17 protein-coding genes and 3 tRNA genes are annotated in these 25,295 nt (G+C 72.8%); 5 read left to right on the forward strand and 15 right to left on the reverse strand.

From position 1 onward, the window contains the following. Window positions 1-34: 34 nt before the first annotated feature. A complete protein-coding gene (hemW, locus tag ACFVHI_RS08175) occupies window positions 35-1,264 on the reverse strand; it encodes a radical SAM family heme chaperone HemW (RefSeq protein ID WP_063347528.1) in 1,230 nt (409 codons plus the stop codon). Window positions 1,265-1,322: 58 nt separating this feature from the next. Beyond that, on the reverse strand, window positions 1,323-3,332 hold the full coding sequence (locus ACFVHI_RS08180) for a long-chain fatty acid--CoA ligase (RefSeq protein ID WP_063347529.1): 2,010 nt from the start codon (window positions 3,330-3,332) through the stop codon (window positions 1,323-1,325). A 359-nt stretch (window positions 3,333-3,691) separates the two neighbouring features. On the opposite strand from ACFVHI_RS08180, the gene ACFVHI_RS08185 reads away from it, so the two are divergent. Both ACFVHI_RS08185 and ACFVHI_RS08190 read left to right on the forward strand, forming a co-directional pair. Further along, window positions 3,692-5,425 carry an ABC transporter ATP-binding protein gene (locus tag ACFVHI_RS08185; protein WP_063347530.1) on the forward strand — a complete coding sequence of 578 codons (1,734 nt, stop codon included), beginning with the start codon at window positions 3,692-3,694 and terminating at the stop codon, window positions 5,423-5,425. A gap of 239 nt (window positions 5,426-5,664) precedes the next feature. Further along, on the forward strand, window positions 5,665-7,563 hold the full coding sequence (locus ACFVHI_RS08190; protein ID WP_063351094.1) for an ABC transporter ATP-binding protein: 1,899 nt from the start codon (window positions 5,665-5,667) through the stop codon (window positions 7,561-7,563). Window positions 7,564-7,780: 217 nt separating this feature from the next. Here the strand turns inward: ACFVHI_RS08190 and lepA are convergent, their stop codons facing one another. Continuing rightward, a complete protein-coding gene (gene lepA, locus ACFVHI_RS08195; protein ID WP_079135577.1) occupies window positions 7,781-9,649 on the reverse strand; it encodes a translation elongation factor 4 in 1,869 nt (622 codons plus the stop codon). A gap of 188 nt (window positions 9,650-9,837) precedes the next feature. On the opposite strand from lepA, the gene ACFVHI_RS08200 reads away from it, so the two are divergent. Together ACFVHI_RS08200 and rpsT are read left to right on the forward strand one after the other, a co-directional pair. Beyond that, a complete protein-coding gene (locus ACFVHI_RS08200; RefSeq protein ID WP_380336856.1) occupies window positions 9,838-10,143 on the forward strand; it encodes an antibiotic biosynthesis monooxygenase family protein in 306 nt (101 codons plus the stop codon). A 174-nt stretch (window positions 10,144-10,317) separates the two neighbouring features. After that, entirely contained in the window at window positions 10,318-10,587 is a 270-nt protein-coding gene (rpsT, locus tag ACFVHI_RS08205) for a 30S ribosomal protein S20 (protein WP_063347533.1), read from the forward strand. A gap of 396 nt (window positions 10,588-10,983) precedes the next feature. Here rpsT and holA read toward each other — a convergent pair whose 3' ends face one another. Then, window positions 10,984-11,982: a DNA polymerase III subunit delta gene (gene holA / locus ACFVHI_RS08210; RefSeq protein ID WP_380336861.1), complete on the reverse strand. Its 999-nt coding sequence runs from the start codon at window positions 11,980-11,982 to the stop codon at window positions 10,984-10,986. Between the two features lie 173 nt (window positions 11,983-12,155). On the opposite strand from holA, the gene ACFVHI_RS08215 reads away from it, so the two are divergent. After that, window positions 12,156-12,449 (forward strand): hypothetical protein, encoded by a 294-nt coding sequence (locus tag ACFVHI_RS08215; protein WP_244293349.1) that lies wholly within the window; start codon window positions 12,156-12,158, stop codon window positions 12,447-12,449. Window positions 12,450-12,655: 206 nt separating this feature from the next. On the opposite strand, the gene ACFVHI_RS08220 is transcribed toward ACFVHI_RS08215, so the two are convergent. From ACFVHI_RS08220 to rsfS, 11 genes are all read right to left on the reverse strand, one after another. Continuing rightward, the gene (locus ACFVHI_RS08220) at window positions 12,656-15,280 is read right to left on the reverse strand and encodes a ComEC/Rec2 family competence protein (protein WP_380336865.1); all 2,625 of its coding nucleotides are present in this window, start codon (window positions 15,278-15,280) and stop codon (window positions 12,656-12,658) included. Between the two features lie 115 nt (window positions 15,281-15,395). Further along, the gene (locus tag ACFVHI_RS08225) at window positions 15,396-16,448 is read right to left on the reverse strand and encodes a ComEA family DNA-binding protein (RefSeq protein WP_380336868.1); all 1,053 of its coding nucleotides are present in this window, start codon (window positions 16,446-16,448) and stop codon (window positions 15,396-15,398) included. A gap of 152 nt (window positions 16,449-16,600) precedes the next feature. Then, window positions 16,601-17,446, reverse strand: a complete 846-nt coding sequence (locus tag ACFVHI_RS08230; protein ID WP_063347537.1) for a DegV family protein — start codon at window positions 17,444-17,446, stop codon at window positions 16,601-16,603. Window positions 17,447-17,609: 163 nt separating this feature from the next. Then, window positions 17,610-18,410: a hypothetical protein gene (locus ACFVHI_RS08235; RefSeq protein WP_380336872.1), complete on the reverse strand. Its 801-nt coding sequence runs from the start codon at window positions 18,408-18,410 to the stop codon at window positions 17,610-17,612. A gap of 334 nt (window positions 18,411-18,744) precedes the next feature. After that, window positions 18,745-21,627, reverse strand: a complete 2,883-nt coding sequence (gene leuS / locus ACFVHI_RS08240; protein WP_380336875.1) for a leucine--tRNA ligase — start codon at window positions 21,625-21,627, stop codon at window positions 18,745-18,747. 356 nt (window positions 21,628-21,983) lie between these two features. Then, on the reverse strand, window positions 21,984-23,291 hold the full coding sequence (locus ACFVHI_RS08245) for a hypothetical protein (RefSeq protein WP_380336878.1): 1,308 nt from the start codon (window positions 23,289-23,291) through the stop codon (window positions 21,984-21,986). 97 nt (window positions 23,292-23,388) lie between these two features. After that, a tRNA-Ala gene (locus tag ACFVHI_RS08250) sits at window positions 23,389-23,461 on the reverse strand. 306 nt (window positions 23,462-23,767) lie between these two features. Next, a tRNA-Ala gene (locus ACFVHI_RS08255) sits at window positions 23,768-23,840 on the reverse strand. Between the two features lie 43 nt (window positions 23,841-23,883). Next, window positions 23,884-23,956, reverse strand: a tRNA-Ala gene (locus ACFVHI_RS08260). Window positions 23,957-24,180: 224 nt separating this feature from the next. After that, window positions 24,181-24,828, reverse strand: coding sequence for a histidine phosphatase family protein (locus ACFVHI_RS08265; RefSeq protein ID WP_380336979.1), 648 nt, complete (start codon window positions 24,826-24,828; stop codon window positions 24,181-24,183). Further along, complete coding sequence (rsfS, locus tag ACFVHI_RS08270) at window positions 24,825-25,283, reverse strand: ribosome silencing factor (protein ID WP_063347541.1); 459 nt, start codon at window positions 25,281-25,283, stop codon at window positions 24,825-24,827. The genes ACFVHI_RS08265 and rsfS overlap by 4 nt, the downstream gene beginning before the upstream one ends. Window positions 25,284-25,295: the final 12 nt, after the last annotated feature.

Here is a 25,295-nt window from a genome sequence, read left to right on the forward strand (position 1 = left end):
TCCCTCCGACGGCTGACGTCCACGTCAACGAATGTCAGTCCACCAGGTCACGTACGACCGCGTCGGCGAGCAGGCGGCCCTGGAGGGTGAGGACGGCGCGGCCCCCGGCGTACGGCTCGGCGGCGAGGAGGCCGTCGGCGAGGTGGCGGGCGGCGGCGTGGCGGCCGGTGTCGGTGAGGAGGGTGAGCGGGATGCCCTCGGCGAGGCGCAGTTCCAGCAGGATGCGCTCGACCCGGCGGTCCTCCTCGGCGAGCACCTCGCGGCCCAGGGCGGGGGTGCGGCCCTCGGCGAGGGCCTGGGCGTAGGCGGCGGGGTGCTTGGCGTTCCACCAGCGGACGCCGCCGACGTGGCTGTGCGCGCCCGGGCCGGCGCCCCACCAGTCGGCGCCGGTCCAGTACAGCTCGTTGTGGCGGCAGCGGCCCTCGGGGGTGGTGGCCCAGTTGGAGACCTCGTACCAGGTGTAGCCGGCGGCGCTGAGCGCCTGTTCGGCGATGAGGTAGCGGTCGGCGTGCACGTCGTCGTCGATCATCGGCAGTTCGCCGCGCTTGACCCGGGCGGCGAGCTTGGTGCCGTCCTCGACGATCAGGGAGTACGCGGAGACGTGGTCGGGCCCGGCGCCGATGGCGGCGTCCAGGGAGGCGCGCCAGTCGTCGTCGGACTCGCCGGGGGTGCCGTAGATGAGGTCCAGGTTGACGTGGTCGAAGCCGGCGGCGCGGGCCTCGGCGACGCAGGCCTCGGGGCGGCCGGGGGTGTGGTGGCGGTCGAGCAGCTTCAGGACGTGCGGGCGGGCGCTCTGCATGCCGAAGGAGACCCGGTTGTAGCCGCCCTCGCGCAGTTCGGCCAGGTAGGCCGGGTCGACGGACTCCGGGTTGGCCTCGGTGGTGACCTCGGCGCCGTCGGCGAGCCCGAACTCCTCGCGCAGCGCGGCGAGCATCTTCACCAGGTCGCGGGCGGGCAGCAGGGTGGGGGTGCCGCCGCCGAGGAAGACGGTCTGCACCGGCAGGTCGACCGGGCCGAGGACCTTTCGGGCCAGCCGGATCTCGGCGACCACGTTGTCCGCGTAGGTCTCCTGGGAGGCGACCGCCCCGGAGGAGCGCAGTTCGGTGGCGGTGTAGGTGTTGAAGTCGCAGTAGCCGCAGCGGCTGGCGCAATAGGGCACGTGCAGGTAGAAGCCGAACGGCCGCTGCCCGAGACCGGTGCGGGCGGATGCGGGCAGGGAACCGTCGGACGGCACCGGTTCGCCGTCGGGGAGTGCGGAGGGCATGACCCCATTGTCCCGTACGGCTCACCCGAACCGGTGAGCCGTACGGGGGCGGGGCCGATCAGGCCTCGTTGGCGCCCGCGTACATCGCGGTGACGGCGTCCGCGTAGGTCCGCTCGACCACCGGGCGCTTGATCTTCAGGCTCGGGGTGAGCTCGCCGTGCTCGATGTCGAGATCGCGCGGCAGCAAGTGGAACTTCTTGATCGTCTGCCAGCGCTGGAGGTCGGCGTTGAGCCGCTTGACGAAGCCCTCGATCAGCTGGTGCACCTGCGGGTCGGCGGTCACCTCGGCGTAGGACTTGCCCTTCAGCCCGTGCTCGGCGGCCCACGGCATGATGACCGCCTCGTCCAGGCCGATCAACGCGGTGCAGAAGTTGCGGCCGTTGCCGATCACGAGGATGTTGCTGACGAACGGGCAGACCGCCTTGAACCTGCCCTCGACCTCGCTGGGCGCGACGTACTTGCCGCCGGAGGTCTTGAACAGGTCCTTCTTGCGGTCGGTTATCCGCAGGAAGCCGTCGGGGCCGAGCTCGCCGATGTCCTCGGTGTGGAACCAGCCGTCGGCCTCCAGCACCTCGGCGGTCTTCTCGGGCAGGTCGTGGTAGCCGCGCATGACGCCGGGGCCGCGCAGCAGGATCTCGCCGTCCTCGGCGATCCGGACCTCGGTGCCGGGCAGCGGGCGGCCCACGGTGCCGATCCGGATGTCCTCCTCACGGTTGACGCAGGAGCCGGCGCTGGTCTCGCTGAGGCCGTAGCCCTCCAGGATCGGCACGCCGGCGCCGAGGAAGAAGTAGCCGATCTCGGGCGCGAGCGCGGCGCTGCCGGAGACGGCGCCGCGCAGCCGGCCGCCGAAGGCCGCGCGGATCTTGGCGTAGACCAGCTTGTCGGCCAGGCCGTGCTGGAGCCTGAGGCCCAGCGGGGCGGTGCCGGCACCGGTGGCGATCCGGCTCTCCTGGACGGCGCGGGCGTGCTCGCGGGCGACCTTGGCGGCCCACCGGAAGATCTTGTACTTGGCGCCGCCCTCGGCCCGGGCCCGGCCGGCGATGCCGTTGTAGACCTTCTCGAAGATGCGCGGCGCCGAGGCCATCACGGTCGGCCGGATGACCGGCAGGTTGTGGATGATCCGGTCGACCCGGCCGTCCACGGCCATCACGTGGCCGGTGGCGATCTGGCCGGAGATCAGCGTCTTGCCGAACACGTGCGACAGCGGCAGCCACATGAACTGGACGTCGTCGGAGCGCAGCAGCCCGCTGGCCTCCTGGGCCCGGGCCTCGTACGCCCAGCAGTCGTGCACCAGGCGCACGCCCTTGGGGCGGCCGGTGGTGCCGGAGGTGTAGATGAGGGTGGCCAGCTGCTCCTTGTCGAGCGCGGCGACGGTCTTCTCGACCGCGTCCGGGTGCTGCTCCAGGTACTCGGCGCCGCGCTGCTCCAGCTCGGCGAGGGTGAGCACGGTGAGGGCGTTCAGGCCCTCGGCCTCGGGGGTACTGGCCCCTGGGGCGCCCGCCTCGGCGGCATCAGTCCCAGCGGCGTCACTCCCGGCGGCGTCGGCCTCGGGGGCGTCGGCCTCGGGGGCGTCGAAGAGGATGACGGTCCGCAGCTCGGGCAGCTGTCCGAGCTGGTCGACGGCCTTGGCGAGTTGGGCGGAGTTCTCCGCGAACAGCGCCCTGGAACCGGAGTTGGAGAGGATGAACGCGGTCTCGTCGGCGTTGGTGCTGGGATAGACGGTCGTGGTGGCGGCACCCGCGCACATGTTCCCGAGGTCGGCGATGATCCATTCGAGCCGGGTGGAGGAGGCGAGCGCCACCCGGTCCTCCGGCTGGATGCCGAGCGCCATCAGCCCGGCGGCCACCGCCTTGACCCGGGCCGCGGTCTGCGCCCAGGTCAGCGAGCGCCACTGCTCGGCGCCGGGGGCGCTGTCCGCGGCGTGCTCGTCGACCGGGGCCGGGTAGCGGTAGGCCTCGGCGTTCGGGGTGGCGGCGACCCGCTCCAGGAAGAGGTGGGCGACGGAGGCGGGACGCCCGGCGACCAAGTCGGCACTGCCGGAGTCGATCAGGGACTGCGCGGAACTCAACGAGGACCTCCGGGGGCGGGTGGCCGTCTGAGGGATGGTTTCGGCGCCCGTGGGGGGCGGTCGCCGGGCCCCCGGTCAACCCTGGCGATACCGGCGAGTAACAAGGGGGCAATCAGCAGCCTAGGGGGAAACCGGTCATTCCGTAAGAGGGCGGGGCCCGGCCGGCACACCACCGCACCACCGGTGCCCGACGACGACTCCGCCCCGCGCCCCGGTGAACCCCTGCAACCGGGCCCGCCGTACGGTTCGGCAAAGGACTGGGCAAACCTGCGGTCCACAACTCGTGAATCTCCTGTACGAGTCCACCAAAGAACGAGAATCGGGATGCGAATCCACCCGTCGACGACAAGAGTGTGCCAGTGCTGATCAGACTTCTCAGGGCGTACCTGCGCCCGTACTCCCGACCGATCGCGCTGCTCGTGGGGCTCCAACTGGTGTCCACCCTGGCGGCGCTCTACCTGCCGACGCTCAACGCCGACATCATCGACGACGGCGTGGTCAAGGGCGACACCGGCTACATCCTGCAAGTGGGCGGGGTGATGATCGGCATCACCCTGGTCCAGGCGCTCTGCTCGATCGGCGCCGTCTACTACGGATCCCGCACCGCCATGGCCTTCGGCCGGGACGTCCGCGCCGCCGTCTTCGACCGGGTGCAGAGCTTCTCCGCCCGCGAGGTCGGCCAGTTCGGCGCCCCCTCGCTGATCACCCGCACCACCAACGACGTCCAACAGGTCCAGATGCTGGCCCTGATGAGCTTCACGCTCATGGTGGCCGCCCCGATCATGTGCGTCGGCGGCATCATCATGGCCCTCAACCAGGACGTGCCGCTGTCCGGCCTGCTGCTCGCGGTCATCCCGCTGCTCGGCGCCGTCGTCCTCCTCCTGGTCCGCTCGCTGCGCCCCAAGTTCCGCAGCATGCAGACCCGGATCGACACCGTGAACCGGGTCCTGCGCGAGCAGATCACCGGCATCCGGGTCATCCGCGCCTTCGTCAAGGACGACCACGAGCAGGCCCGCTTCGCCAAGGCCAACGGGGACCTCACCGACACCGCCCTCCAGGTCGGCCGGCTGATGTCGTTCATGTTCCCGGCCGTGATGCTGGTCGTGAACGTCTCCAGCGTCGCCGTGCTCTGGTTCGGCGCCCACCGGATCGACAACGGCGGCATGCAGATCGGCGCGCTCACCGCCTTCCTCTCCTACCTGATGCAGATCCTGATGAGCGTCATGATGGCCACCTTCATGTTCATGATGGTGCCGCGCGCCGAGGTCTGCGCCGAGCGCATCGAGGAGGTCCTCGGCACCTCCTCCAGCGTCGTCCCGCCCGCCGCGCCGATCACCGAGGTGCTGCGCCGCGGCAACCTGGAACTGCGCGACGTCGACTTCCGCTACCCCGGCGCCGAGGCCTCGGTGCTGCGCGGCATCGCCATCACCGCCCGCCCCGGCGAGACCACCGCCGTCATCGGATCCACCGGCAGCGGCAAGTCCACCCTGCTCGGACTCGTACCCCGACTGTTCGACGCCACCTCCGGCCAGGTCCTGCTCGACGGCGTCGACGTGCGCGAACTCGCCCCCGAGACGATCGCCGAGAGCGTCGGCCTCGTCCCGCAGAAGCCCTACCTGTTCTCCGGCACCGTCGCCAGCAACCTCCGCTACGGCCGGCCCGACGCCACCGACGAGGAGCTCTGGCACGCCCTGGAGATCGCCCAGGCCAAGGACTTCGTCGAGGAACTGGCCGAAGGCCTGGACGCCCCGATCGCCCAGGGCGGCGGCAACGTCTCCGGCGGCCAGCGCCAACGCCTGGCCATCGCCCGGGCCCTGGTCCGCCAGCCCGACGTCTACCTGTTCGACGACTCCTTCTCGGCGCTCGACTACGCCACCGACGCCAGGCTGCGCAAGGCCCTCGCCCGCGAGACCTCCGACGCCACCGTGCTGATCGTCGCCCAGCGCGTCTCCACCATCCGCGACGCCGACCGGATCATCGTCCTCGACGAAGGCGCGGTCGTCGGCACCGGCACCCACCACGAACTGATGGCCGACAACCCGACGTACCGGGAGATCGTGCTCTCCCAGCTCACCGAGCAGGAGGCGGCGTGACCACCCCCGGCAAGCCCGACGCGGACACCAGGACCGCGGACACCGCGACAGCGGACACCAGGACCGCGGACACCGCGACAGCGGACCCCGAGGCCGCGGACACCAGAACCGCGGACCCCGAGACCACGGACACCACACAGCCCGACCCGGACACCAAGGCCGCGGACCCCGCCGACGAACTGCCCAGCGACTCGCAGGCCGCCGCCGCCCGCCGCGGCCCCGCCGGACCGGGCCGCTTCATGGGCGGCCAGGGCACCGAGAAGTCCATGGACTTCAAGGGCTCCGGCAAGCGGCTGCTCGCCCTGCTGCGCCCCGAACGCAACCTGATCTCCGGCGTGCTGGCCCTCGGCGTGCTCAGCATCGGCTGCGCCGTCACCGGCCCCAAGGTCCTCGGCAACGCCACCGACCTGATCTTCGCCGGCGTCGTCGGCGCCCGCTTCGAACCCGGCACCTCCAAGGCGCAGATCGTCGAGGGGCTGCGCGCCCACGGCGAGGGCGGCGTCGCCGGCCTGCTCTCCTCGGTGGACTTCACCCCCGGCCAGGGCATGGACTTCGGCGCCATCGGCACCGTCCTGCTCTGGGTGCTGGTCATCTACCTCGCCTCCGCCCTGTTCGGCATCGTCCAGGGCCGGCTGGCCACCACGGCGATCCAGCGGGCCGGCTACCGGCTGCGCCAAGACGTCGAGGCCAAAATCGCCCGACTGCCGCTCAGCTACTTCGACAAGCAGCCGCGCGGCGAGGTGCTCAGCCGGGTCACCAACGACATCGACAACATCAGCCAGTCCATGCAGCAGACCATGGGACAGGTCGTCAACTCGCTGCTCACCGTGGTCGGCGTGCTGGCCATGATGTTCTGGATCTCCCCGCTGCTGGCGACGATCGCCCTGGTCTCGGTGCCGCTGTCGGTGGCCGTCGCCGCCAAGGTCGGCAAGCGGGCGCAGCCCCAGTTCGTCCAGCAGTGGAAGTCCACCGGCCAACTCAACGCGCACATCGAGGAGATGTACACCGGCCACACCCTGGTCAAGGTGTTCGGCCGCCAGCGCGAGTCCGCCGAGACCTTCCGCGAGCACAACGAGGCGCTGTACACCTCCAGCTTCCGGGCGCAGTTCATCTCCGGGATCATCCAGCCCGCGATGATGCTGATCGGCAACCTGCAGTACGTGCTGGTCGCGGTCGTCGGCGGCCTGCGGGTGGCCAGCGGCGCGCTGTCCATCGGCGACGTGCAGGCGTTCATCCAGTACTCGCGGCAGTTCAGCCAGCCACTCACCCAGGTCGCCAGCATGGCCAACCTGGTGCAGTCCGGGGTCGCCTCCGCCGAGCGCGTCTTCGAGCTGCTGGACGCCCCCGAGCAGACCCCCGAACCGGCCGTGTCCGAGCGGCCCGACACCATCCACGGCCGGGTCGCCTTCCAGGACGTGTCCTTCCGCTACGACCCCGAGAAGCCGCTCATCGAGGACCTCTCGCTCAAGGTCGAACCCGGCCAGACCGTCGCCATCGTCGGCCCCACCGGCGCCGGCAAGACCACCCTGGTCAACCTCCTGATGCGGTTCTACGAGGTCAGCTCCGGACGCATCACCCTCGACGGGGTCGACGTCTCCGCGATGTCCCGCGAGGACCTGCGCTCCGGCATCGGCATGGTGCTCCAGGACACCTGGCTGTTCGGCGGCACCATCGCCGACAACATCGCCTACGGCGCCCAGGGAGCCACCCGCGAGCAGGTCGTCGAGGCCGCCAAGGCCGCCCACGTCGACCGCTTCGTGCGCACCCTGCCGGACGGCTACGACACCGTCATCGACGACGACGGCGCCGGGGTCAGCGCGGGCGAGAAGCAGCTGATCACCATCGCCCGGGCGTTCCTCGCCCAGCCGTCGATCCTCGTCCTGGACGAGGCGACCAGCTCCGTCGACACCCGCACCGAGGTGCTGATCCAGCGGGCCATGGCCCGGCTGCGCACCGGCCGCACCAGCTTCGTGATCGCGCACCGGCTCTCCACCATCCGGGACGCCGACGTGATCCTGGTGATGGAGAACGGCTCGATCGTCGAACAGGGCTCGCACGACGAGCTGATCGCCGCGCACGGCGCCTACGCGCGGCTGTACCAGGCGCAGTTCGCGGAGGCCGTGGCCGAGGTGGACTGACCGTCACACACCGCCGGTGCCGAGCCGGGGCGGGCCCGAACCGCCCCGGCTCCTCGTCCGCGGCGCGCTGCGGTGGGGGAAGCTGCGGTGGTCCGCTCCGGCGGGGAAGCTGCGGCGGCCCGCTCCGGCGGCCCGCTCCGGTGGAGAGCGCTCCGGTGGAGAGAACGAGGAGGGGCCCGGGCGGTTGTCCGCCCGGGCCCCTCTCACGCGCCTGTGGTTACTTCTTTTCCTTCGGCGCCTCGGCGTCGGTGGACAGCGCGGCGATGAAGGCCTCCTGCGGGACCTCCACGCGGCCGACCATCTTCATCCGCTTCTTGCCTTCCTTCTGCTTCTCCAGCAGCTTGCGCTTGCGCGAGATGTCACCGCCGTAGCACTTGGCGAGGACGTCCTTGCGGATCGCGCGGACCGTCTCACGGGCGATCACCCGGGAGCCGATGGCCGCCTGGATCGGCACCTCGAACTGCTGGCGCGGGATCAGCTTCTGCAGCTTGCCCGCCATCATCACGCCGTAGCCGTAGGCCTTGTCCTTGTGCACGATCGCGGAGAAGGCGTCCACCGCGTCGCCGTGCAGCAGGATGTCGACCTTCACCAGCTGGGCGGACTGCTCGCCGATGGGCTCGTAGTCGAGCGAGGCGTAGCCGCGGGTCTTGGACTTCAGCTGGTCGAAGAAGTCGAAGACGATCTCGGCGAGCGGCAGGGTGTAGCGCAGCTCGACCCGGTCCTCGGACAGGTAGTCCATGCCCTGGAGGTTGCCGCGGCGGGACTGGCAGAGCTCCATGATCGCGCCGACGAACTCGTTGGGCGCCAGGATCGTGCCGCGCACGACCGGCTCGTACACCTCGGCAAGCTTGCCGGTCGGGAACTCGCTCGGGTTGGTGACGATGTGCTCGGTGCCGTCCTCCATGACCACCCGGTAGACCACGTTCGGGGCGGTGGAGATCAGGTCGAGGTTGAACTCGCGCTCCAGGCGCTCCCGGATGATCTCCAGGTGCAGCAGGCCGAGGAAGCCGCAGCGGTAGCCGAAGCCGAGCGCGACCGAGGTCTCCGGCTCGTACACCAGCGCGGCGTCGTTCAGCCGCAGCTTGTCCAGGGCGTCGCGCAGCAGCGGGTAGTCCGAGCCGTCCAGCGGGTACAGGCCGGAGAACACCATCGGGCGCGGCTCCTTGTAGCCGCCCAGCGCCTCGGTCGCACCCTTGTGCATCGAGGTGATGGTGTCACCCACCTTGGACTGCCGGACGTCCTTCACGCCGGTGATGATGTAGCCCACCTCGCCGACGCCCAGGCCGTCGGCGACCTTCGGCTCGGGCGAGATGACGCCGATCTCCAGCAGCTCGTGGGTGGCGCCGGTGGACATCATCGCGATCCGCTCGCGCTTGGTGAGCTGCCCGTCCACGACACGCACGTAGGTGACCACGCCGCGGTAGGAGTCGTACACCGAGTCGAAGATCATCGCGCGGGCCGGGGCGTCCTTGACGCCGACCGGGGCCGGGATGGTGTTGACGATGTGGTCCAGCAGGTCCTCGACGCCGAGGCCGGTCTTGGCGCTGACCTGCAGCACGTCCGAGGGGTCGCAGCCGATGATGTGCGCGATCTCCGCCGCGTACTTCTCCGGCTGGGCGGCCGGCAGGTCGATCTTGTTCAGCACCGGGACGATCGTGAGGTCGTTCTCCAGCGCCAGGTACAGGTTGGCGAGGGTCTGCGCCTCGATGCCCTGGGCCGCGTCGACCACCAGGATGGTGCCCTCGCAGGCCGCGAGGGAGCGGGACACCTCGTACGTGAAGTCCACGTGGCCGGGGGTGTCGATCATGTTGAGGATGTGCGTCGTCCCGGCATTCGGACCGGTCTTCGGCGCCCACGGGAGGCGGACCGCCTGCGACTTGATGGTGATGCCGCGCTCGCGCTCGATGTCCATGCGGTCGAGGTACTGGGCGCGCATCTGCCGCGGGTCGACGACGCCGGTGATCTGCAGCATCCGGTCTGCGAGCGTCGACTTGCCGTGGTCGATGTGGGCGATGATGCAGAAGTTGCGGATCAGCGCCGGGTCGGTACGGCTGGGCTCTGGCACATTGCTGGGGGTCGCGGGCACCTTGGTCCGATTCTCCGTTGGTCCGGGGCCGGGGGTGTCCTGGTCATCGCTGACCGGTTTTCCCGGGGACCGGACAGTCTCGTCCGATCGAAATAGTTCCTCCCATCTTCCCACGACCACGGCGCGGACCGCCGTTCGGTCCGCCCGGACCTTCTCCGGGCCCGCGCCAGGCGGCAGGATGACACCCCGTGATCCTCGAAAGCGCCCTGCTCGACGTCCTGCCCGGCCAGGAGGACGAGTTCCTCGCCGCCTTCGCCGAGGCCCGGCCCCTGATCGCCGTCCAACAGGGCTTCCGCTCCCTGCACCTGCGGCGCTGCCTCGACGAAGGACGCGGCTCGCGATTCCTCCTCCAGGTGGAATGGGAGACGCTCGCGGACCACACCGAGGGCTTCCGCCGCTCAGCCGAGTACCGGCAGTGGCGGGAACTGCTGCACCGCTTCTACCGGCCGTTCCCGGAGGTCGAGCACTACGGGGAGCCGGTGCTCAGCGCGTAGCCGACCCAGTACTGCGCAGGCGACCCGCCGTGGGGCCGGGCTCCCGGTTTGGGGCGGGTGGCGGGCCCCTGGTAGCGTGGGCTGCTGCACCTGGCCCCGGCATGCCCTCTCAGCTGCCCGGCGGCCGCGCGGTGCAGCCCGTTCAATCCTTTTAGACAAGACTGAGGCTCCTTCGTGGCGAACATCAAGTCCCAGATCAAGCGCAACAAGACCAACGAGAAGGCGCGCCTGCGCAACAAGGCCGTCAAGTCCTCGCTGAAGACCGCCCTGCGCAAGGCCCGCGAGGCCGCTGCCGCCGGCGAGACCGAGAAGGCCACCGTGCTGGCCCGCGCCGCCTCCAAGGCGCTGGACAAGGCCGTGAGCAAGGGCGTCATCCACGCCAACCAGGCCGCCAACAAGAAGTCGGCCATCACCAAGCGCGTCAACACGGCCGCCCAGGCCTGACGCCCCGGGGGCCTCGGCCCCACCGCCTCGGGACGGACCCGGCCCTCTACCCGGACCCCTGAGGCGCGTGAGACTCGCACCGCACGCGGCCTGCGTTCGCCACGCGGGTGCGGTGTACGAAGCAGTACGACAGGCGCCGTAGTCGGCCTCTCTCCAGAGGCCCACTGCGGCGCCTGTCGCGTTCCGCGGCCCGACCGCTGTCGTCGGTCACGCGTGTCTGGGGCTCGGGGGTTCCGGGGCTCCGGGGCTCCGGCGGCGCTGCGGGCCGGCGCCTGGGGGACCGTCCGCTCGATGGGCACGTAGGCGGTGGCACGTAGGCGGTGGCAGGTGGGTCGGCAAGTAGCCGGGTAGCCGGGTCCGGCTCGTCCCGGGTTCGGTCCGGTGGCCGCGCCGCCGTCAGTACGCCGGGCGGGACCCGGCCCGGGCCGCCCGGGCGACGGCCACCACCGCGCGCTCCAGCGCGAAGGCCGGATCGTCCGAGCCGCCCTTGACGGCGGCGTCGGCCTGGGCGATCGCGGTCAGCGCGGTGGCCACCCCGTCGCCCGTCCAACCGCGCATCTGCTGGCGCACCCGATCGACCTTCCACGGCGGCATGCCCAACTCGCGGGCCAGGTCCGCCGGACGCATGTTCCGCCCGGTGGTCGCCAGCCGCCCGATGCTGCGCACGCCGGAGGCCAGTGCGTAGGTGATGCCGGTCGGCGGCTGGCCCACCGCCAGCGCCCAGCGCAGCCGCTCCAGCGCCTCCGCAGCCCGGCCGGTGACCGCCAGGTCGGCCACCTCGAAGCCCGTCGCCTCGGCCCGGCCGCTGTAGTAGCGGGCCACCACCGTCTCGTCGATCGCGCCCTCGACGTCCGAGGTCAGCTGGCTGCACGCGGCCGCCAGCTCGCGCAGGTCGCTGCCGAGCGAGTCCAGCAGGGCCTGGCAGGCCTCCGGTGTGGCCGAGCGGCCCAGCGTACGGAACTCGCCCCGGACGAAGGCCAGCCGCTCGCTCGCCTTGGTCAGCTTCGCGCACGCCACCTCGCGACCGCCCGCCTTGCGCCCGGCGTCCAGCAGGCCCTTGCCCTTGGCCCCGCCCGCGTGCGCCAGCACCATGATCACTTCTTCGGCCGGCGCCTCGATGTACGCCTTGACCTCCTTCACCGAGTCGGCGGAGAGGTCCTGCGCGGCCCGCACCACGATCACCTTGCGCTCGGCGAACAGCGACGGCGTGGTCAGCTCGGCCAGGCTGCCCGGCTGCAGGCTGCCGGGCGGCAGATCCCGCACGTCGGTGTCCGGGTCCGCCGCCTTCGCCGCCGCCACCACCTGGGCGACCGCGCGGTCCAGCAGCAGCTCCTCCTGGCCGACCGCGAGGGTCAGCGGGGCGAGCAGGTCGTCGGGTGCACTCTTCCTGGCCATCGCCTACCAGCATCCCACGGGGCGCGGACACTCCCGCCCGGGGCAACCCCCGCCCCCGGCCCCGCCCGGTCCCGCCCGGTCCCGCCTCTCCGGCCCGACCTGCCCGGCCCGACCCTGCCCGCCCGACCCGACCTGCCCGACCGCGCCGATCACCCGACCTGGAGAATGGTCCGGTGACCGAGAACCACACCACCGACCTGCCGGACGTCAACGACCCGCACGCCCGGCAACTGCTCGTCCTGCCCGACCGCGACGCCGCCGAGGACGCCTCCGAGGAGCTCAGCGCCGCCCACCCCGACCTCGGCGAGCTCGACCTCGTCCGGGACGCCCTGGCCGGCGAGGACGACGCCGAGGACGCCCAGTGGCTGGTCGTCGTCGAGCCCCCGGAGGAGGGCTGGACCCCGGCCCTCCTGCGCGCCCTCGACGCTCTCGCCGTCGAGCACGAGGGCTGGCGCGAGGAAGGCTGACCCGGCCGGCCCTGCCAAGGGCTCGCGTTCGACGGTCGAGCGCGACGCACCACCGCAGGTGCCCGTACTTCGGCGCGCTCCGGGTGGGGCCCGGAGCGCGCCGCAATCGTTCTCCGGGCCCCGCCCCGCCCCCCGCCCCCTCCCTCCTCCCCACCCCAACCCCTTTCCCTTCCCCACCTGATGGTTGGGAGGAGAGGAGGGCGGGGTCAGCCGGGCGGGGCTCGCGGGGTGTGCGAGCCCCGCCCGGTACGGGAGTCGGGCGCTCCGTCCGCAGCGTGCGAGCGGGGCTTGCGCGCCTCGTGCGCCGCCTGCGGGTGCACGGACACCCCGAGGACGGCCGGCGATCCGCCCGTCACCGCGATGTCGCCCACCCGATCGGTGCGCAGCACGCTCGCACCCAGCGCGCGCAGCCGGTCCACCGTCCGCACGGACGGATGCCCGTACGCGTTTCCCTCGCCGCACGAGATCAATGCCAGCCGGGGACGCAACGCACCGGTCAAAGCCCAGTCCTGATGCGCCGATCCATGGTGCGCCACCTTCAGGACGTCCACCCGCCCCAACCGGCCCAGCAGCGCCGACTGGGCAGGCGGTTCGAGGTCCCCGAGCAACGCCATCCGCAGTCCGCCCGCCACCGACACCAGCAGCGCGACGCTCGCGTTGTTCGCCCCCGGGGCCTCGACAGCCGCCCCGGCGTCGGGCCAGACCACCTCCCAGGACAACCCCGGGCCCGCCGAGCGCCGTTCACCGCGCCCCGCGCGCAGCAGCGGGACTCCGGCACCGACCGCCCAGCCCGCCACCCGGGCCGCCTCACCCGGTGGATCGTCCAGGGTCGTGCCCTCGATCGCTCCGACCCGGCGGCCCCGGACCACCCCCGGCACACCCTCGACGTGATCGGCGTGGAAGTGCGTCACCACCAACAGCGGCACTTCCGTGACACCCAGATCCCGCAGGCACCTGTCGGCGGCGTTCGGATCCGGCCCCGCATCGACCACCACCGCGCTGTCCGGTGCACCGGCCGCGAGCACCAGCATGTCCCCTTGGCCCACGTCGCACATCACCATCCGCCACCCCGGCGGCGGCCAGCCGGTCGCGATCCGGGTGAGCTGCGGTGGCCGCAGCAGCACGGCCAGCAGGACCACGAGCAGCACCCCCGTCACCAGCACCCGTACCCACCGCCGCCGGGCGCGGACGGGCTTGCCGGACGGCGCTCGCCGTGGCAGCAGGAGCGGCATCACCCAACAGGCCGCCAGGGTGGTCAGCGCGACCGTCGCCGTCCCGAACCACCCGCCCGGCCAGGAGAGTTGGCCGCCCGGAAGTTCGGCGCCGCGCCGCGCCACCAGGGCGAGCCAGCCGACCGGCACTCCGGCCGGCTCCGCGAGCAGGCGGGCCAGGTCCGGGAGGAGCGGCTGCAGCACGAGCACCCCGAAGCCGAGCAGGGTCGCCGGGGCCACCGCCAGTTCGGCCAGCAGGTTGCACGGGATCGCGACCAGGCTGACGTGCCCGGACAGCACCACCGTCACCGGCGCGCACAGGGCCTGGGCGGCGGCCGTCGCCGCCAGGGCACCCGCCAGGTGGTGCGGCCAGCGCCGGGACCGCAGCGCCTCGGCCCAGTGCGGCCCGAGGACGAGCAGCCCGGCCGTGGCGAGCACCGAGAGCAGGAATCCGAAGGAACGCGCCAGGAACGGGTCGAGCAGGACGAGCACCAGGACCGCCCCGGCGAGCGCGGGCACCGCCTGCCGGGGCCGGCCGGTGGCCAGCGCGAGCATGCCGATCAGCCCCGTCCCGGCCGCGCGCAGCACGCTGGGCTCCGGCCGGCAGACGGCGACGAAGGCCAGCGTCAGCGCCGTCCCGAGCAGCGCGCTGGTGTGCAGCGAGAGCCCCAGCAGCGCGGCCAGCCCGCGCCGTTCCGGGGTGCCGGCCTGCCCCGGGGCGCCCAGCAGCGCGCCGAGGACGATCGCCAGGTTGGCCCCGCTCACCGCCACCAGGTGCACCAGGTCGGTGGCCCGGAAGGCGTCCTCAAGGTCGTCGGGCAGTCGCGAGGTGTCCCCCACGACCAGGCCCGGGAGCAGTCCGCGCGCGTCCGGCGGGAGCCCGTCGCTGGCCGTGCGCAGACCGGCACGCAGCCGCCCGGCGATCCGCTGCGGCAGGTTCGGCGGCGCGAGGCGGCGGGGCGGGCCGTGGACGACCAGCAGCGCCGCGCACTCGGTGTCGTAGCCGTCTCCCGCGGGCCGCACCTCGGCCTCCACCACCAGCCGCTCCGACGGGAGCAGCCCCTGCCAGGGCCCGGATTCCGCGCCCCGGACCATGACGGTCACCGGGGTTCGCGTCCGGGTACTGCGCCCGTCCGGCAGGAGCGTGACCCGGTCGGCCACCGCGTCGACGGTGAGGAGGGTCTGCCCGCCAGTGGTGCCGCCCCGGGCCGCGTGGGACTTCGGGTCCCCCGCGACGGTCAGCTCCGCCTCCACCACCCGAGCGGGCTCGCCCGGGGATCGCGGCGGGGCGTGCTCGGCCGCTCGGACGAGCTCCGGCAGCGGCCCCCGGTGCAGATCGGCGGTGTGCAGCGGGGTGGCCACCGCGGCGGCGGCTCCGGTGAGCAGGACGGCGGCCAAGGTCACCGCCGCTGCGCGTCGGCGTGGGAGCGCGGGCCTGACGAGCAGCAGGACGGCCGCCAGTGCGGCGGCACCCGCCAGGCCGAAGGCGAGGACGTCGTACCCCGGCTCCAGGCCGAGGAGCGCGGCCGTCACCACCCAGGCCGAGACGGCGGGAAGCAGCAGCCGGAAGTCGGCACCGGTGGAGCGGTTCGGCAGGTTCGGTTCGATGGTGGCGGGCACGGCGGTACCTCCCTTCGGCGGGTGGCGGCGACGGACGAACGACGACGACGACGAGCAACGACGGCCGACGACGGACGGACGGGAGAACAGGCGGGCAAGGGGACGGACGGGGAGGTCAGAGGGTCAGCAGCGGACGGAGTTCCGCGAACGTGCGCGCCCCGATGCCGCTGACCTGCCGGAGCTGGTCGAGCGTGCGGAACGAGCCGTGCGACGTGCGGTAGGCGAGGATGCGCTGGGCGAGGGTCGGGCCGACGCCGGGGAGGGTGTCCAGCTGTTCGAGGCCGGCGCGGTTGAGGCTGACGGGCGGTCTGGGCGTGCCGGCCGCCGGCGGTCCGTTGCTGGCCCCGGCGCCCGGGGCGGAGGCCTGAGCCGGCTCGCCGACCAGGATCTGTTCACCGTCCGTCAGGACCCGGGCCAGGTTGAGGCTTCGGGTGTCCGTCTCCGGCAGCGGACCGCCCGCCGCCCGTAGGGCGTCGGCCACCCGCGAGCCGCCGGGCAGGGTGTGCAGGCCGGCGAGGTGAACCCGCCCGCCGATGTCGACCACGACGACCGCCCCGCCCCCGGGGCCGACGGGATCGGCCGCCGAGACCGCGGCCGGGCCCGGGCCCAAGGCCGGAGTCGACACGGACGCGGATGCCGCCCCCTCTGCCCCCTCCGCCCCCGGTGAGACTGGTGAGACCGGGGCGGACGCCAACGCCGGCACGGCCACCGCCTGCGGTCTGGCCAGCCAGAAGTGCTGCACGGCGTAGCCGACCGCGAACAGCAGCAGGACGGCCAACCCGGCCACCGCCCGCCGGTCGAGTGCCATCGCCGAGCCGAATCGAAGGCCCGACCCGGCCCCCGGCCCCGGCGGATCCGCGTCACCGCCCGCCCTGACCGGCTCCAACGGCACAGGTGGCACAGGCGGCGCAGGCCCCGCCGACGGAGGCCGCTCCCCCGCCCCGACCGGAACCGCGCCCGAAGGCGGACCGGTCGACGCGAGCGCGCCCATCGCGGCACCGGAGCCCACCGGCCCGCCCGCCCCGGCACCGACCCCGGCACCGGCCTCTGCTCCCGCCCCATCGCCCACGACGGCGCCGCCGCCGGTCGGCAGCAGCGCCGCCATCCGCAGCCGGACGGTCTCGTTGATCTCGTGGCGCTTCGCCGCGCCCAGGCCCATGGTCGTCATGCCGAGGACGGTAGGAGTCCTCGGCAGAGTGCGCAGAAATTACCGAACCCCTGTGGATAACTCAGGGGTTGTGGACAAAACAGATCACTCACACGAGTGATCAGCGCCGCGAGGAGTTGACCAGAGCCCGCGACGCGGCACGCCCGGCCCGCTCAGCGCGGCGCGACGACCACCGCGAGCAGCCCCGGCCCGACGTGCGCGCCGATCACCGCCCCCACCTCGCCCACGTACAGCTCCCGCAGCCCCGGCACCCGGGCCCGCAGCCGCTCCGCGAGCGGCTCGGCCCGTTCCTCGGCCGCCAGGTGGTGCACGGTGATGTCGACCTCCCCGCCCCCCGACCGCTCGACCGCGATCTCCTCCAAGCGCGCGATCGCCCGCGACGCGGTGCGCACCTTCTCCAGCGGTTCGATCCGCCCCCCGTCCAGGTGCAGCAGCGGCTTGACCGCAAGCGCCGACCCGAGCAGCGCCCGCGCCGCCCCGATCCGGCCGCCCCTGCGCAGGTGTTCCAGGGTGTCGACGTAGAAGAACCCGCTGGTCACGGCCGCCCGCCGGGTGGCGGCCTCGGCCGCCTCCGCCAGGTCCCGCCCGGCCGCGATCGCCTCGGCCGCCGCCAGCACCGCGTATCCGAGGGCCATGCCGACCAGTCGGCTGTCCACCACCCGCACGGGTACCGGCGCCTCGGCGGCCGCCAGCCGGGCGGCCTCCACCGTGCCGGACAGCTCGCCGGAGATGTGCACCGAGACGATGCCCTTCGCCCCGGCCTCGGCGGCGGCCCGATAGGCGGCGGCGAAGGCCTCGGGGTTCGGTCGGGAGGTCGTCACCCGCTGCTTGTCGCGCAGCGCCTCGGCGACGTCCTTGGGGGAGATCTCGACGCCTTCGCACAGGACCGCGTCACCGACCGCGACGCTCAGCGGGACCACCGTGATCCCGTACCGGTCGAGGGTCTCCTGCGGCAGGTAGGCCGTGGAGTCGGTGACAAGTGCGAGGTCAGAGGGCATGAGGCGGAGATTACTCCCCGTTCGTCCGGGAGGACAGCGCCCGGGTGCGAGCCCCGAAAGGCCCCGAGGGCGCCGCCGGAGCAAGCACGCAGCACCCGCCGAAGCACGGCCGCAGCACCCGGCGCGGGGTGCTCAGCTCAGGCTCGGCTCGGCTCGGCTCGGCTCAGCCTGCCGTGGGCCCCGCCGACGGCTTCCGCAGCCGCTGGGCCAGCTTGGCCAGCGGATCGACGAGTCCGAGGAGCTCCTCGGCGCTCGGACGGCTCTTCCCGTCCGTCAGCCCGGCCCGCGCAGCACCCCCGGAGGCCGCCCCCGAGCCAGAACCCGAGCCCGCCCCCGAACCCGAGGACGCGGACGACGCGGAGGAAGCAGCGGAGCCGGAGCCAGAGGCGGACGCGGACGACGACTCCCCCGAGGTGTCCCAGTGCCGCAGCGCCCCCGCCTCGCTCTCGCACTCCTGGCTGAGCCGGCTCAGCTCGTCGTCCGCGAACCGGTGCATCCGGTCCTGCGCGGCCCAGCGCATGGTCTCCGCGGAGTGGGTGATCCGTTCGGCGCGCTCGCGCAGCTCCGGCAGCTTGGCCGCGATCCGCGCGGTGTCCGGCTCCCGCTCCAGCATCCGCAGTTCGCCGTCGAGCTCGGCGGCGTGTGCGTCGAGCCTGCCGAGCAGGGCGAGGGACTCGCCGAGCTGGCCGTCCTGGGGGAGGCCGCTCTCCAGCACCTGCCGGGTGCCGTCGAGCGAGGTGCGCAGACCGAGCCGGACGGCGGCGATCTGGCCGGGCGGTCCGACCTTGGTGAAGGTCTTCGCCTTGAGGGTGGCGTTCTCCACGGCGCGCCGGGCGTTGGCCTCGTGCCGCCCGATCTTCGTGGCGACGGCCTTCGCCGCCTTGACCGTGCCGACCACGGCCAGGACGAACGCCGCGATCCCGAAGAGCAGGACCAGGCCGATCATCACGCCGAACGCGTCCATCGCGAGCCACCTTCCGCCACCGTTTCGGCCCCCACCGGACCCAACGCGGGCCGTACTGCCGAGGGTTCCACGGTAGCCGCCGGATCGGGCCCGGGGCGGACGGAACGGGCCCGGGCGGCGGAGATCAGGGACAGATCGGGGATCTCCCCGAGGGTTCGAGGGTCCTCCCAGGGCCCCGGGCACGAGCGAGGGCGGGCGTCCCGAAGGACACCCGCCCCAGCAGCCTCGGCCGGCCGACTACCAGCCGACCGACATCAGCCGCGCGACCTCAACCGCAGCCGGCCGACCTGAGCCTCAGCCTCAACTGACCGACCTCAGCCTCAGCCTCTCAGCCTCAGCCCGTGACGATGTTCACCAGCTTCGGCGCCCGCGCGATCACCTTGCGCACCGGCGCCTCGCCGATCGCCGCGACTACGGCCGGGTCGGCCAGCGCCAGCGTCTCCAGCTCGGCGTCCGAGATCGTCGGCGCGACCTCCAGCCGGGCCTTCACCTTGCCCTTGAGCTGCACCACGCAGGTCACCGTCTCGTCCACCACGTACGCCGGGTCGGCGACCGGGTAGTCGGTGTGCGCCAGCGACTCGTCGTGGCCCAGCCGGCGCCACAGCTCCTCGGCGATGTGCGGGGCCAGCGGCGCGACGATCAGGACCAGCTGCTCGGCCACGGCGCGCGGCGTGGAGCCGCGCTTGACCAGGTAGTTGTTCAGCTCGATCGCCTTGGCGACGGCCGTGTTGAACCGCAGCCCGGCCATGTCGCCGCGGATGCCGTCGATCGCCTTGTGCAGGGCACGCAGCGTCGCCTCGTCCGGCTCCTCCTCGGTGACGACCAGGTCGCCGGTGGCCTCCGAGACGACGTTGCGCCACAGCCGCTGCAGGAAGCGGTACGAGCCGACGACGGCGCGGGTGTCCCAGGGGCGGGAGACGTCCAGCGGGCCCATGGACATCTCGTACAGGCGCAGCGTGTCGGCGCCGTACTCGTCGGCGATCTCGTCGGGCGCGACGGCGTTCTTCAGGGACTTGCCCATCTTGCCGGCCTCGCGCTTGACGGCCTCGCCCTGCCAGAAGTACTGGCCGTCGCGCTCCTCGACCTCGGCGGCGGGCACCGGGAAGCCGCGCTCGTCGCGGTAGACGTCGGCGGTGATCATGCCCTGGTTGAACAGCTTGTGGAACGGCTCGACGGACGAGACGTGGCCCAGGTCGTGCAGCACCTTGTGCCAGAAGCGCGCGTACAGCAGGTGCAGCACGGCGTGCTCGGCACCGCCGACGTACAGGTCGGCGCCGCCGGCCGGCTTGGTGGCCGTGGGGCCCAGCCAGTACTTCTCGTTGGCCGGGTCGACGACCGCCGAGGAGTTCGACGGATCGACGTAGCGCAGCTCGTACCAGCACGAACCCGCCCAGTTGGGCATGGTGTTGGTCTCGCGCCGGTAGGTGCGGACGCCGTCGCCCAGGTCCAGTTCGACGTTGACCCAGGCCTCGTTGCGCGACAGCGGGGTCTTGGGCGAGGAGGTGGCGTCGTACGGGTCGTAGGTGTGCGGCGAGTAGTCCTCGACCTCGGGGACCTCGACCGGCAGCATCGACTCGGGCAGCGCGTGCATGACGCCGTCCTCGTCGTAGACGATCGGGAAGGGCTCGCCCCAGTACCGCTGGCGGCTGAACAGCCAGTCCCGCAGGCGGTAGTTGACGGTGCCCTCGCCGATGCCGCGCTCGGCCAGCCAGGCGGTGACGGCGGCCTTGGCGTCGACGACGCCCAGCCCGTCCAGCGTCAGCCCGTCCCGGGAGGAGTTGACGATGACGGAGTCGTAGGTGTCGAAGGCGTCGTCCCAGGCGGCCGGGTCCTCGCCGCGCCCGTCGGCGGGCTGGACGACGCAGCGCATCGGCAGCGCGAAGGCGCGGGCGAAGGCGAAGTCGCGGTGGTCGTGGGCGGGGACGGCCATGATGGCGCCGGTGCCGTAGCCCATCAGCACGTAGTCGGCGATGAACACCGGGACGGACGCGCCGCTGACCGGGTTCACGGCGTAGGCGCCGGTGAAGACGCCGGTCTTGACCTTGGCCTCGACCTGCCGCTCGACGTCCGACTTGGCGGCGGCGGTGGCGCGGTAGGCGGCGACGGCCTCGGCGGGGGTGGCGGCGCCGCCGGTCCACTCGGCGGGCACGTCCGCGGGCCAGGCGGCCGGGACGATCGAGTCGACCAGGCCGTGCTCGGGGGCCAGCACCATGTAGGTGGCGCCGAACAGGGTGTCGGGCCGGGTGGTGAAGACGGTGATCTTCTCACCGGAGTCGACGGCGAAGTCGACCCGGGCGCCCTCGGAGCGCCCGATCCAGTTGCGCTGCTGGAGCTTGATGGCCTCGGGCCAGTCCAGCAGGTCCAGGTCGGAGATCAGACGGTCGGAGTACGCGGTGATGCGCATCATCCACTGGCGCAGGTTGGACTTGAACACCGGGAAGTTGCCGCGCTCGGAGCGGCCGTCCGCGGTGACCTCCTCGTTGGCCAGGACGGTGCCCAGGCCGGGGCACCAGTTGACCGGCACCTCCTTGGAGTACGCCAGCCGGTACTCGCCCAGCAGTTCGTCGCGCTCGGCGGCGGAGAGGTCGGCCCACGGGCGCCCGTCCGGGGTCGGCTTCGCGCCGGACTCGAACCGGGCGATCAGCTCGGCGATCGGCCGGGCCCGGCCGGCCTGCTCGTCGTACCAGGAGTTGAAGATCTGCAGGAAGATCCACTGGGTCCAGCGGTAGTACTCCGGGTCGATCGTGGAGATCGAGCGGCGCGGGTCGTGGCCCAGGCCCAGCCGGCGCAGCTGCTGGCGCATGTTGGCGATGTTGGCCTCGGTGGAGACCCGCGGGTGGGTGCCGGTCTGCACCGCGTACTGCTCGGCGGGCAGGCCGAACGCGTCGTAGCCCAGCGTGTGCAGCACGTTGTGGCCGGTCATCCGCTGGTAGCGGGCGTAGACGTCGGTGGCGATGTAGCCCAGCGGGTGGCCGACGTGCAGGCCCGCGCCCGAGGGGTACGGGAACATGTCCATGATGAAGCTGTGCGGCTTCGCGGCGACGTCTCCGGCCGCCGGGTCGGCCAGCGCACCGGCGGGGTTGGGGGCGTTGAAGGTGCCCTCCTTCTCCCAGAGGTCCTGCCAGCGGGACTCGATCTCCGCCGCCAGCGCGGCGCTGTACCGGAACGGCTCGGTCGCGGTCTCGGCCGTGCCGGACGCAGGGGTCGTCTCGCTCATGGTCCTTCAAGCTCCATCGATGTCAGTTGGCGAACCGCGGACACGGCCGGCCCGTGAACGGGGGCGGAAAACAAAAAATCCCCTCGCAGGAGGGGACGCCACGCCGACTCCGGCACCGCCCGAGGGCGTAACCGGTCCTGGTCAGCGCGGCCGGCTAAGGAGCAGGCGCACGGTTCGCATGGGCTCAGGGTACCGCAAGCAGATCAGCGCGCTCCCGGGTATCCACCGGGGCCCGACGGCCCCGGGCCCGCCCCCGCACGGACCTCACCGCCGACCCGGGAAGCCCCCCACCACACGCAGCCCCCGCCCCGCCGACGCCGCCCCCGCCCCCGCCCCCGCCCCACCACACACAGACCTCACCGCCCCGCCGACGCCGACGCCGCCCGCGTCGCCGCGTCGAAGTCGCGCAGCGCCCGCGCCAGCCGCTCGGACTGCATGCCCGCCGCGAGCGCCCGGGCGAGCGACGCGGTGCGGGCGGCCTCCCGCTGGTCGCCGAGGCGCCGGTGGGTCTCGGCGAGGCGGACCATCAGCAGCGCCTTGGACCGCCCGCGGCCGGCCCCCAGCCCGGCGACGGCCTCGGCGAGCAGCGCCTTGGCCATCCGGTGCTGGCCGAGTGCCAGCCGCCCCTCCCCCACCATCCCGGCGAGTTCGGCGCGGGCCGCCTCCGTGCCGGGCACGCCGTCGAGTTCGGCGAAGGCCCGGGCGGCGGCGGCCTCGGCCTGCTCGGCCTCGCCCCGGCGGCCGTGCGCGCGGGCGATCCGGCCGAGTTGCCGGGCCCGGCCGACGGGGCTCAGTACGGAGCCGTGCCGGGCCAGGGCGGTGTTGAGCGCGGCGACGGCATCCAGGCCGCGCCCTCCGGTGCCCTGGGTGGCGAGCACCACCAGGCCGCCGAGCACGGCGACGCCGAGCCGGACGTCGCCGCTGACGTGGGCGGCCCGCAGGGCGGCGACGAAGGCGCGCTGGGCGGCCGCGTCGTGGCCGAGGTCGTACGCGGCCCAGCCGGCCAGCCGGGCGAGCCTGCTGGCCGTGCCGTACAGCTCGCGGCCGACCCGTTCGTCGTAGGCGCCGAGTTCCAGCAGCTTGGCCAGCATGGCGAGTTCGGCCCGGGTGGGGCCGAGGACGAGTCCGCCGCCGCAGGAGCGTTCGAGCCGCTGCTTGCTGCGGTAGGACAGGCCGAGGTCGCCGACGAGGCCGGGGTCGATGCGCAGCGCCCCTTCGCCGCCCCCGACGGGCGGGGGCGGGGAGGCGAGCCGTTCGGCGGCCTGGTCGAGGTCGGCGCCGCGGAAGAGGTCGGTGAGGCGGACGGGCCCGGCGTCGGTGGCGGCCTCGCGCAGCGCAGTCTGGGCGGTGTCGGCGGTCCACGGGTCGGTGAGCAGCCGGGGCGAGAGGATCTTGGCGCCGCGGTGGCCGCCCATCCGGCCCCAGAGCTGCTCGTAGGTGACGGCGATGCCGAGGGTGCGGCTGAGCACTTCGCAGACGGTCTGGTCGTGCGGGCTGCGCGGCACCATGCCGCGGTCGCGCCACTTGTAGGGGGCGGTGGAGCTGATGGCCAGGCCTGGCGGCAGGGCGAGGCTCACCTCGCGGGCGAGCCGTTCCGGACTCCAGCCGAGCTGGTGCAGTATCCGGGCCAGTTCCTCGTTCCGCCTTCGCTCCAGATCGGCCATGGAACGACGGTAGCGGTCTTTCCGGCCCTTCCGCCGGTGGCATGCGCAGAACGCCGAAGGGCCGCCCCCCATTTCGGGAGGCGGCCCTCGACTGCTGTGGAGCTACGGGGAATTGAACCCCGGACCTCTTGCATGCCATGCAAGCGCTCTACCAACTGAGCTACAGCCCCTTGACCTGCGATGTCACCGGAGGCTTTCGGCCGTTTCCGTCCGGTTTCCCTCGGCGACATCGCCTACTTTACACGGTCCCGGGGGTGCTCCACGAATCCGTTCCCGGGGGGCCCGCGTTCCCGCTCCCTCAGGCCCCCGCTCCCCCTCCCCGGAGCCCGCGCCCCCCACCCCGAGACCCGCACTCCCGCCCCCGGGGCCCGCGCCCACCCCGGAGGCGCCCCGGTGACTTGAACTGGCAGACCCACAAAGGCGGCCCGGCAACGCGAGAGGCCGCCACCCGATGGGTGACGGCCTCTCAACTACTGTGGAGCTACGGGGAATTGAACCCCGGACCTCTTGCATGCCATGCAAGCGCTCTACCAACTGAGCTACAGCCCCGCGACACGGGCGCTCCTGATCGAACAGGATCGCTGGTGCGGAGTGGAGCTATGGGGAATTGAACCCCAGACCTCTTGCATGCCATGCAAGCGCTCTACCAACTGAGCTATAGCCCCGCAGTCGTCGGATCTCCCGCTTCCCTTCCGGGCCGCGTTCCTTCCCTGCGAACGAGGAAAACTCTAGCTGGTCAGGCCCGGAACTGCGAAATCCGCCCCTGCGAAGCCCCTGCACGCCCCTGGCGAGCCCCCGGCAAGCCCCTGCATGCCCGCAACCCCGCCCGCACCCCACCCCACCCCGCGACGCGCCCGTCGCTCAGGCGTCATCGCTCAGGCGTCATCGCTCAGGTGTCGTCGCCGATGACCGGCTGCGGGAGCGTGCCCGCGTTGTGCTCCAGCAGGCGCCAGCCGCGCGCCCCCTGCCCGAGCACCGACCAGCAGCAGTTGGACAGCCCGCCGAAGCACTCCCACTGGACCGGGTCCAGGTCCAGCATCCGCCCGAGCATGGTGCGGATGGTGCCGCCGTGGCTGACCACCACCAGCGTCCCGTCCTCCGGCAGCTTGTCGACGGCCTCCAGCACGACCGGCACCGAGCGGTCGGCGACCTCGGTGGCCAGTTCGCCGCCGCCGCGCCGCACCGGCTCGCCGGCCGCCCAGGCCGCGTACTCCTCCGGGAAGCGGTCGCGGATCTCGGCGTTGGTCAGGCCCTGCCAGGAGCCCGCGTAGGTCTCCCGCAGGCCCTCGTGGTGCTGCACGTCGAGGCCGGTGACCTCGGCCAGTTCCTCGGCCGTGCGCTTGGCCCGGGTGAGGTCGGAGGAGATCAGCAGGTCGGGGCGCAGGCCGGAGAGCAGCCGGGCCGCCCGCTGGGCCTGGAGGACGCCCTGGTCGGTCAGTTCGATGTCCGTGGTGCCCTGGAAGCGGGACTCCAGGTTCCACGAGGTCTGGCCGTGGCGCCAGAAGACGACGCGCGGCCCCCGCCCGTCCCGGCTCAGTGCAGGTCCTCGGGCTTGCCGAAGTCGTCGGCCGGGGCGACGACGTTGCCGGCCTCGTCGGTGTGGGCGTCGGGCCGGTTGCGCGTGGCCAGGGCGTCCTCGGGCAGCGGCAGCTCGGGGCAGTCCTTCCAGAGGCGGTCCAGCGAGTAGAAGGAGCGCTCCTCGGAGTGCTGGACGTGCACGACGATGTCCAGGTAGTCGAGCAGGATCCAGCGGCCGTCGCGCTCGCCCTCGCGGCGCACCGGCTTGATGTCCAGCTGCTCGCGCAGCTGGTCCTCGATCTCCTCGGCGATCGACCGGACCTGGCGGTCGTTGTTGGCGGAGGCGATCAGGAAGGCGTCGGTGATCGACAGCACCTCGCTGACGTCGAAGGCGATGATGTTGTGCGCGAGCTTGTCGGCCGCCGCCTGCGCGGCGACGGTGATGAGCTGCTGGCTGTGGTCGGTGACGGTCACGGTGTTCTTCCG

Source organism: Kitasatospora sp. NPDC127121 (assembly GCF_042677305.1).
GTDB lineage: Bacteria > Actinomycetota > Actinomycetes > Streptomycetales > Streptomycetaceae > Kitasatospora.

Excerpts from the sequence above, each read along its gene's own strand:
- ACFVHI_RS08245 (WP_380336878.1), bottom strand. The coding sequence starts at position 23,291 with ATGGCCGATCTGGAGCGAAGGCGGAACGAGGAACTGGCCCGGATACTG.
- ACFVHI_RS08235 (WP_380336872.1), bottom strand. The coding sequence starts at position 18,410 with ATGGACGCGTTCGGCGTGATGATCGGCCTGGTCCTGCTCTTCGGGATC.
- ACFVHI_RS08225 (WP_380336868.1), bottom strand. The coding sequence starts at position 16,448 with ATGACGACCATGGGCCTGGGCGCGGCGAAGCGCCACGAGATCAACGAG.
- hemW (WP_063347528.1), bottom strand. The coding sequence starts at position 1,264 with ATGCCCTCCGCACTCCCCGACGGCGAACCGGTGCCGTCCGACGGTTCC.
- ACFVHI_RS08190 (WP_063351094.1), top strand. The coding sequence starts at position 5,665 with ATGGGCGGCCAGGGCACCGAGAAGTCCATGGACTTCAAGGGCTCCGGC.
- leuS (WP_380336875.1), bottom strand. The coding sequence starts at position 21,627 with ATGAGCGAGACGACCCCTGCGTCCGGCACGGCCGAGACCGCGACCGAG.
- ACFVHI_RS08230 (WP_063347537.1), bottom strand. The coding sequence starts at position 17,446 with ATGCCCTCTGACCTCGCACTTGTCACCGACTCCACGGCCTACCTGCCG.
- holA (WP_380336861.1), bottom strand. The coding sequence starts at position 11,982 with ATGGCCAGGAAGAGTGCACCCGACGACCTGCTCGCCCCGCTGACCCTC.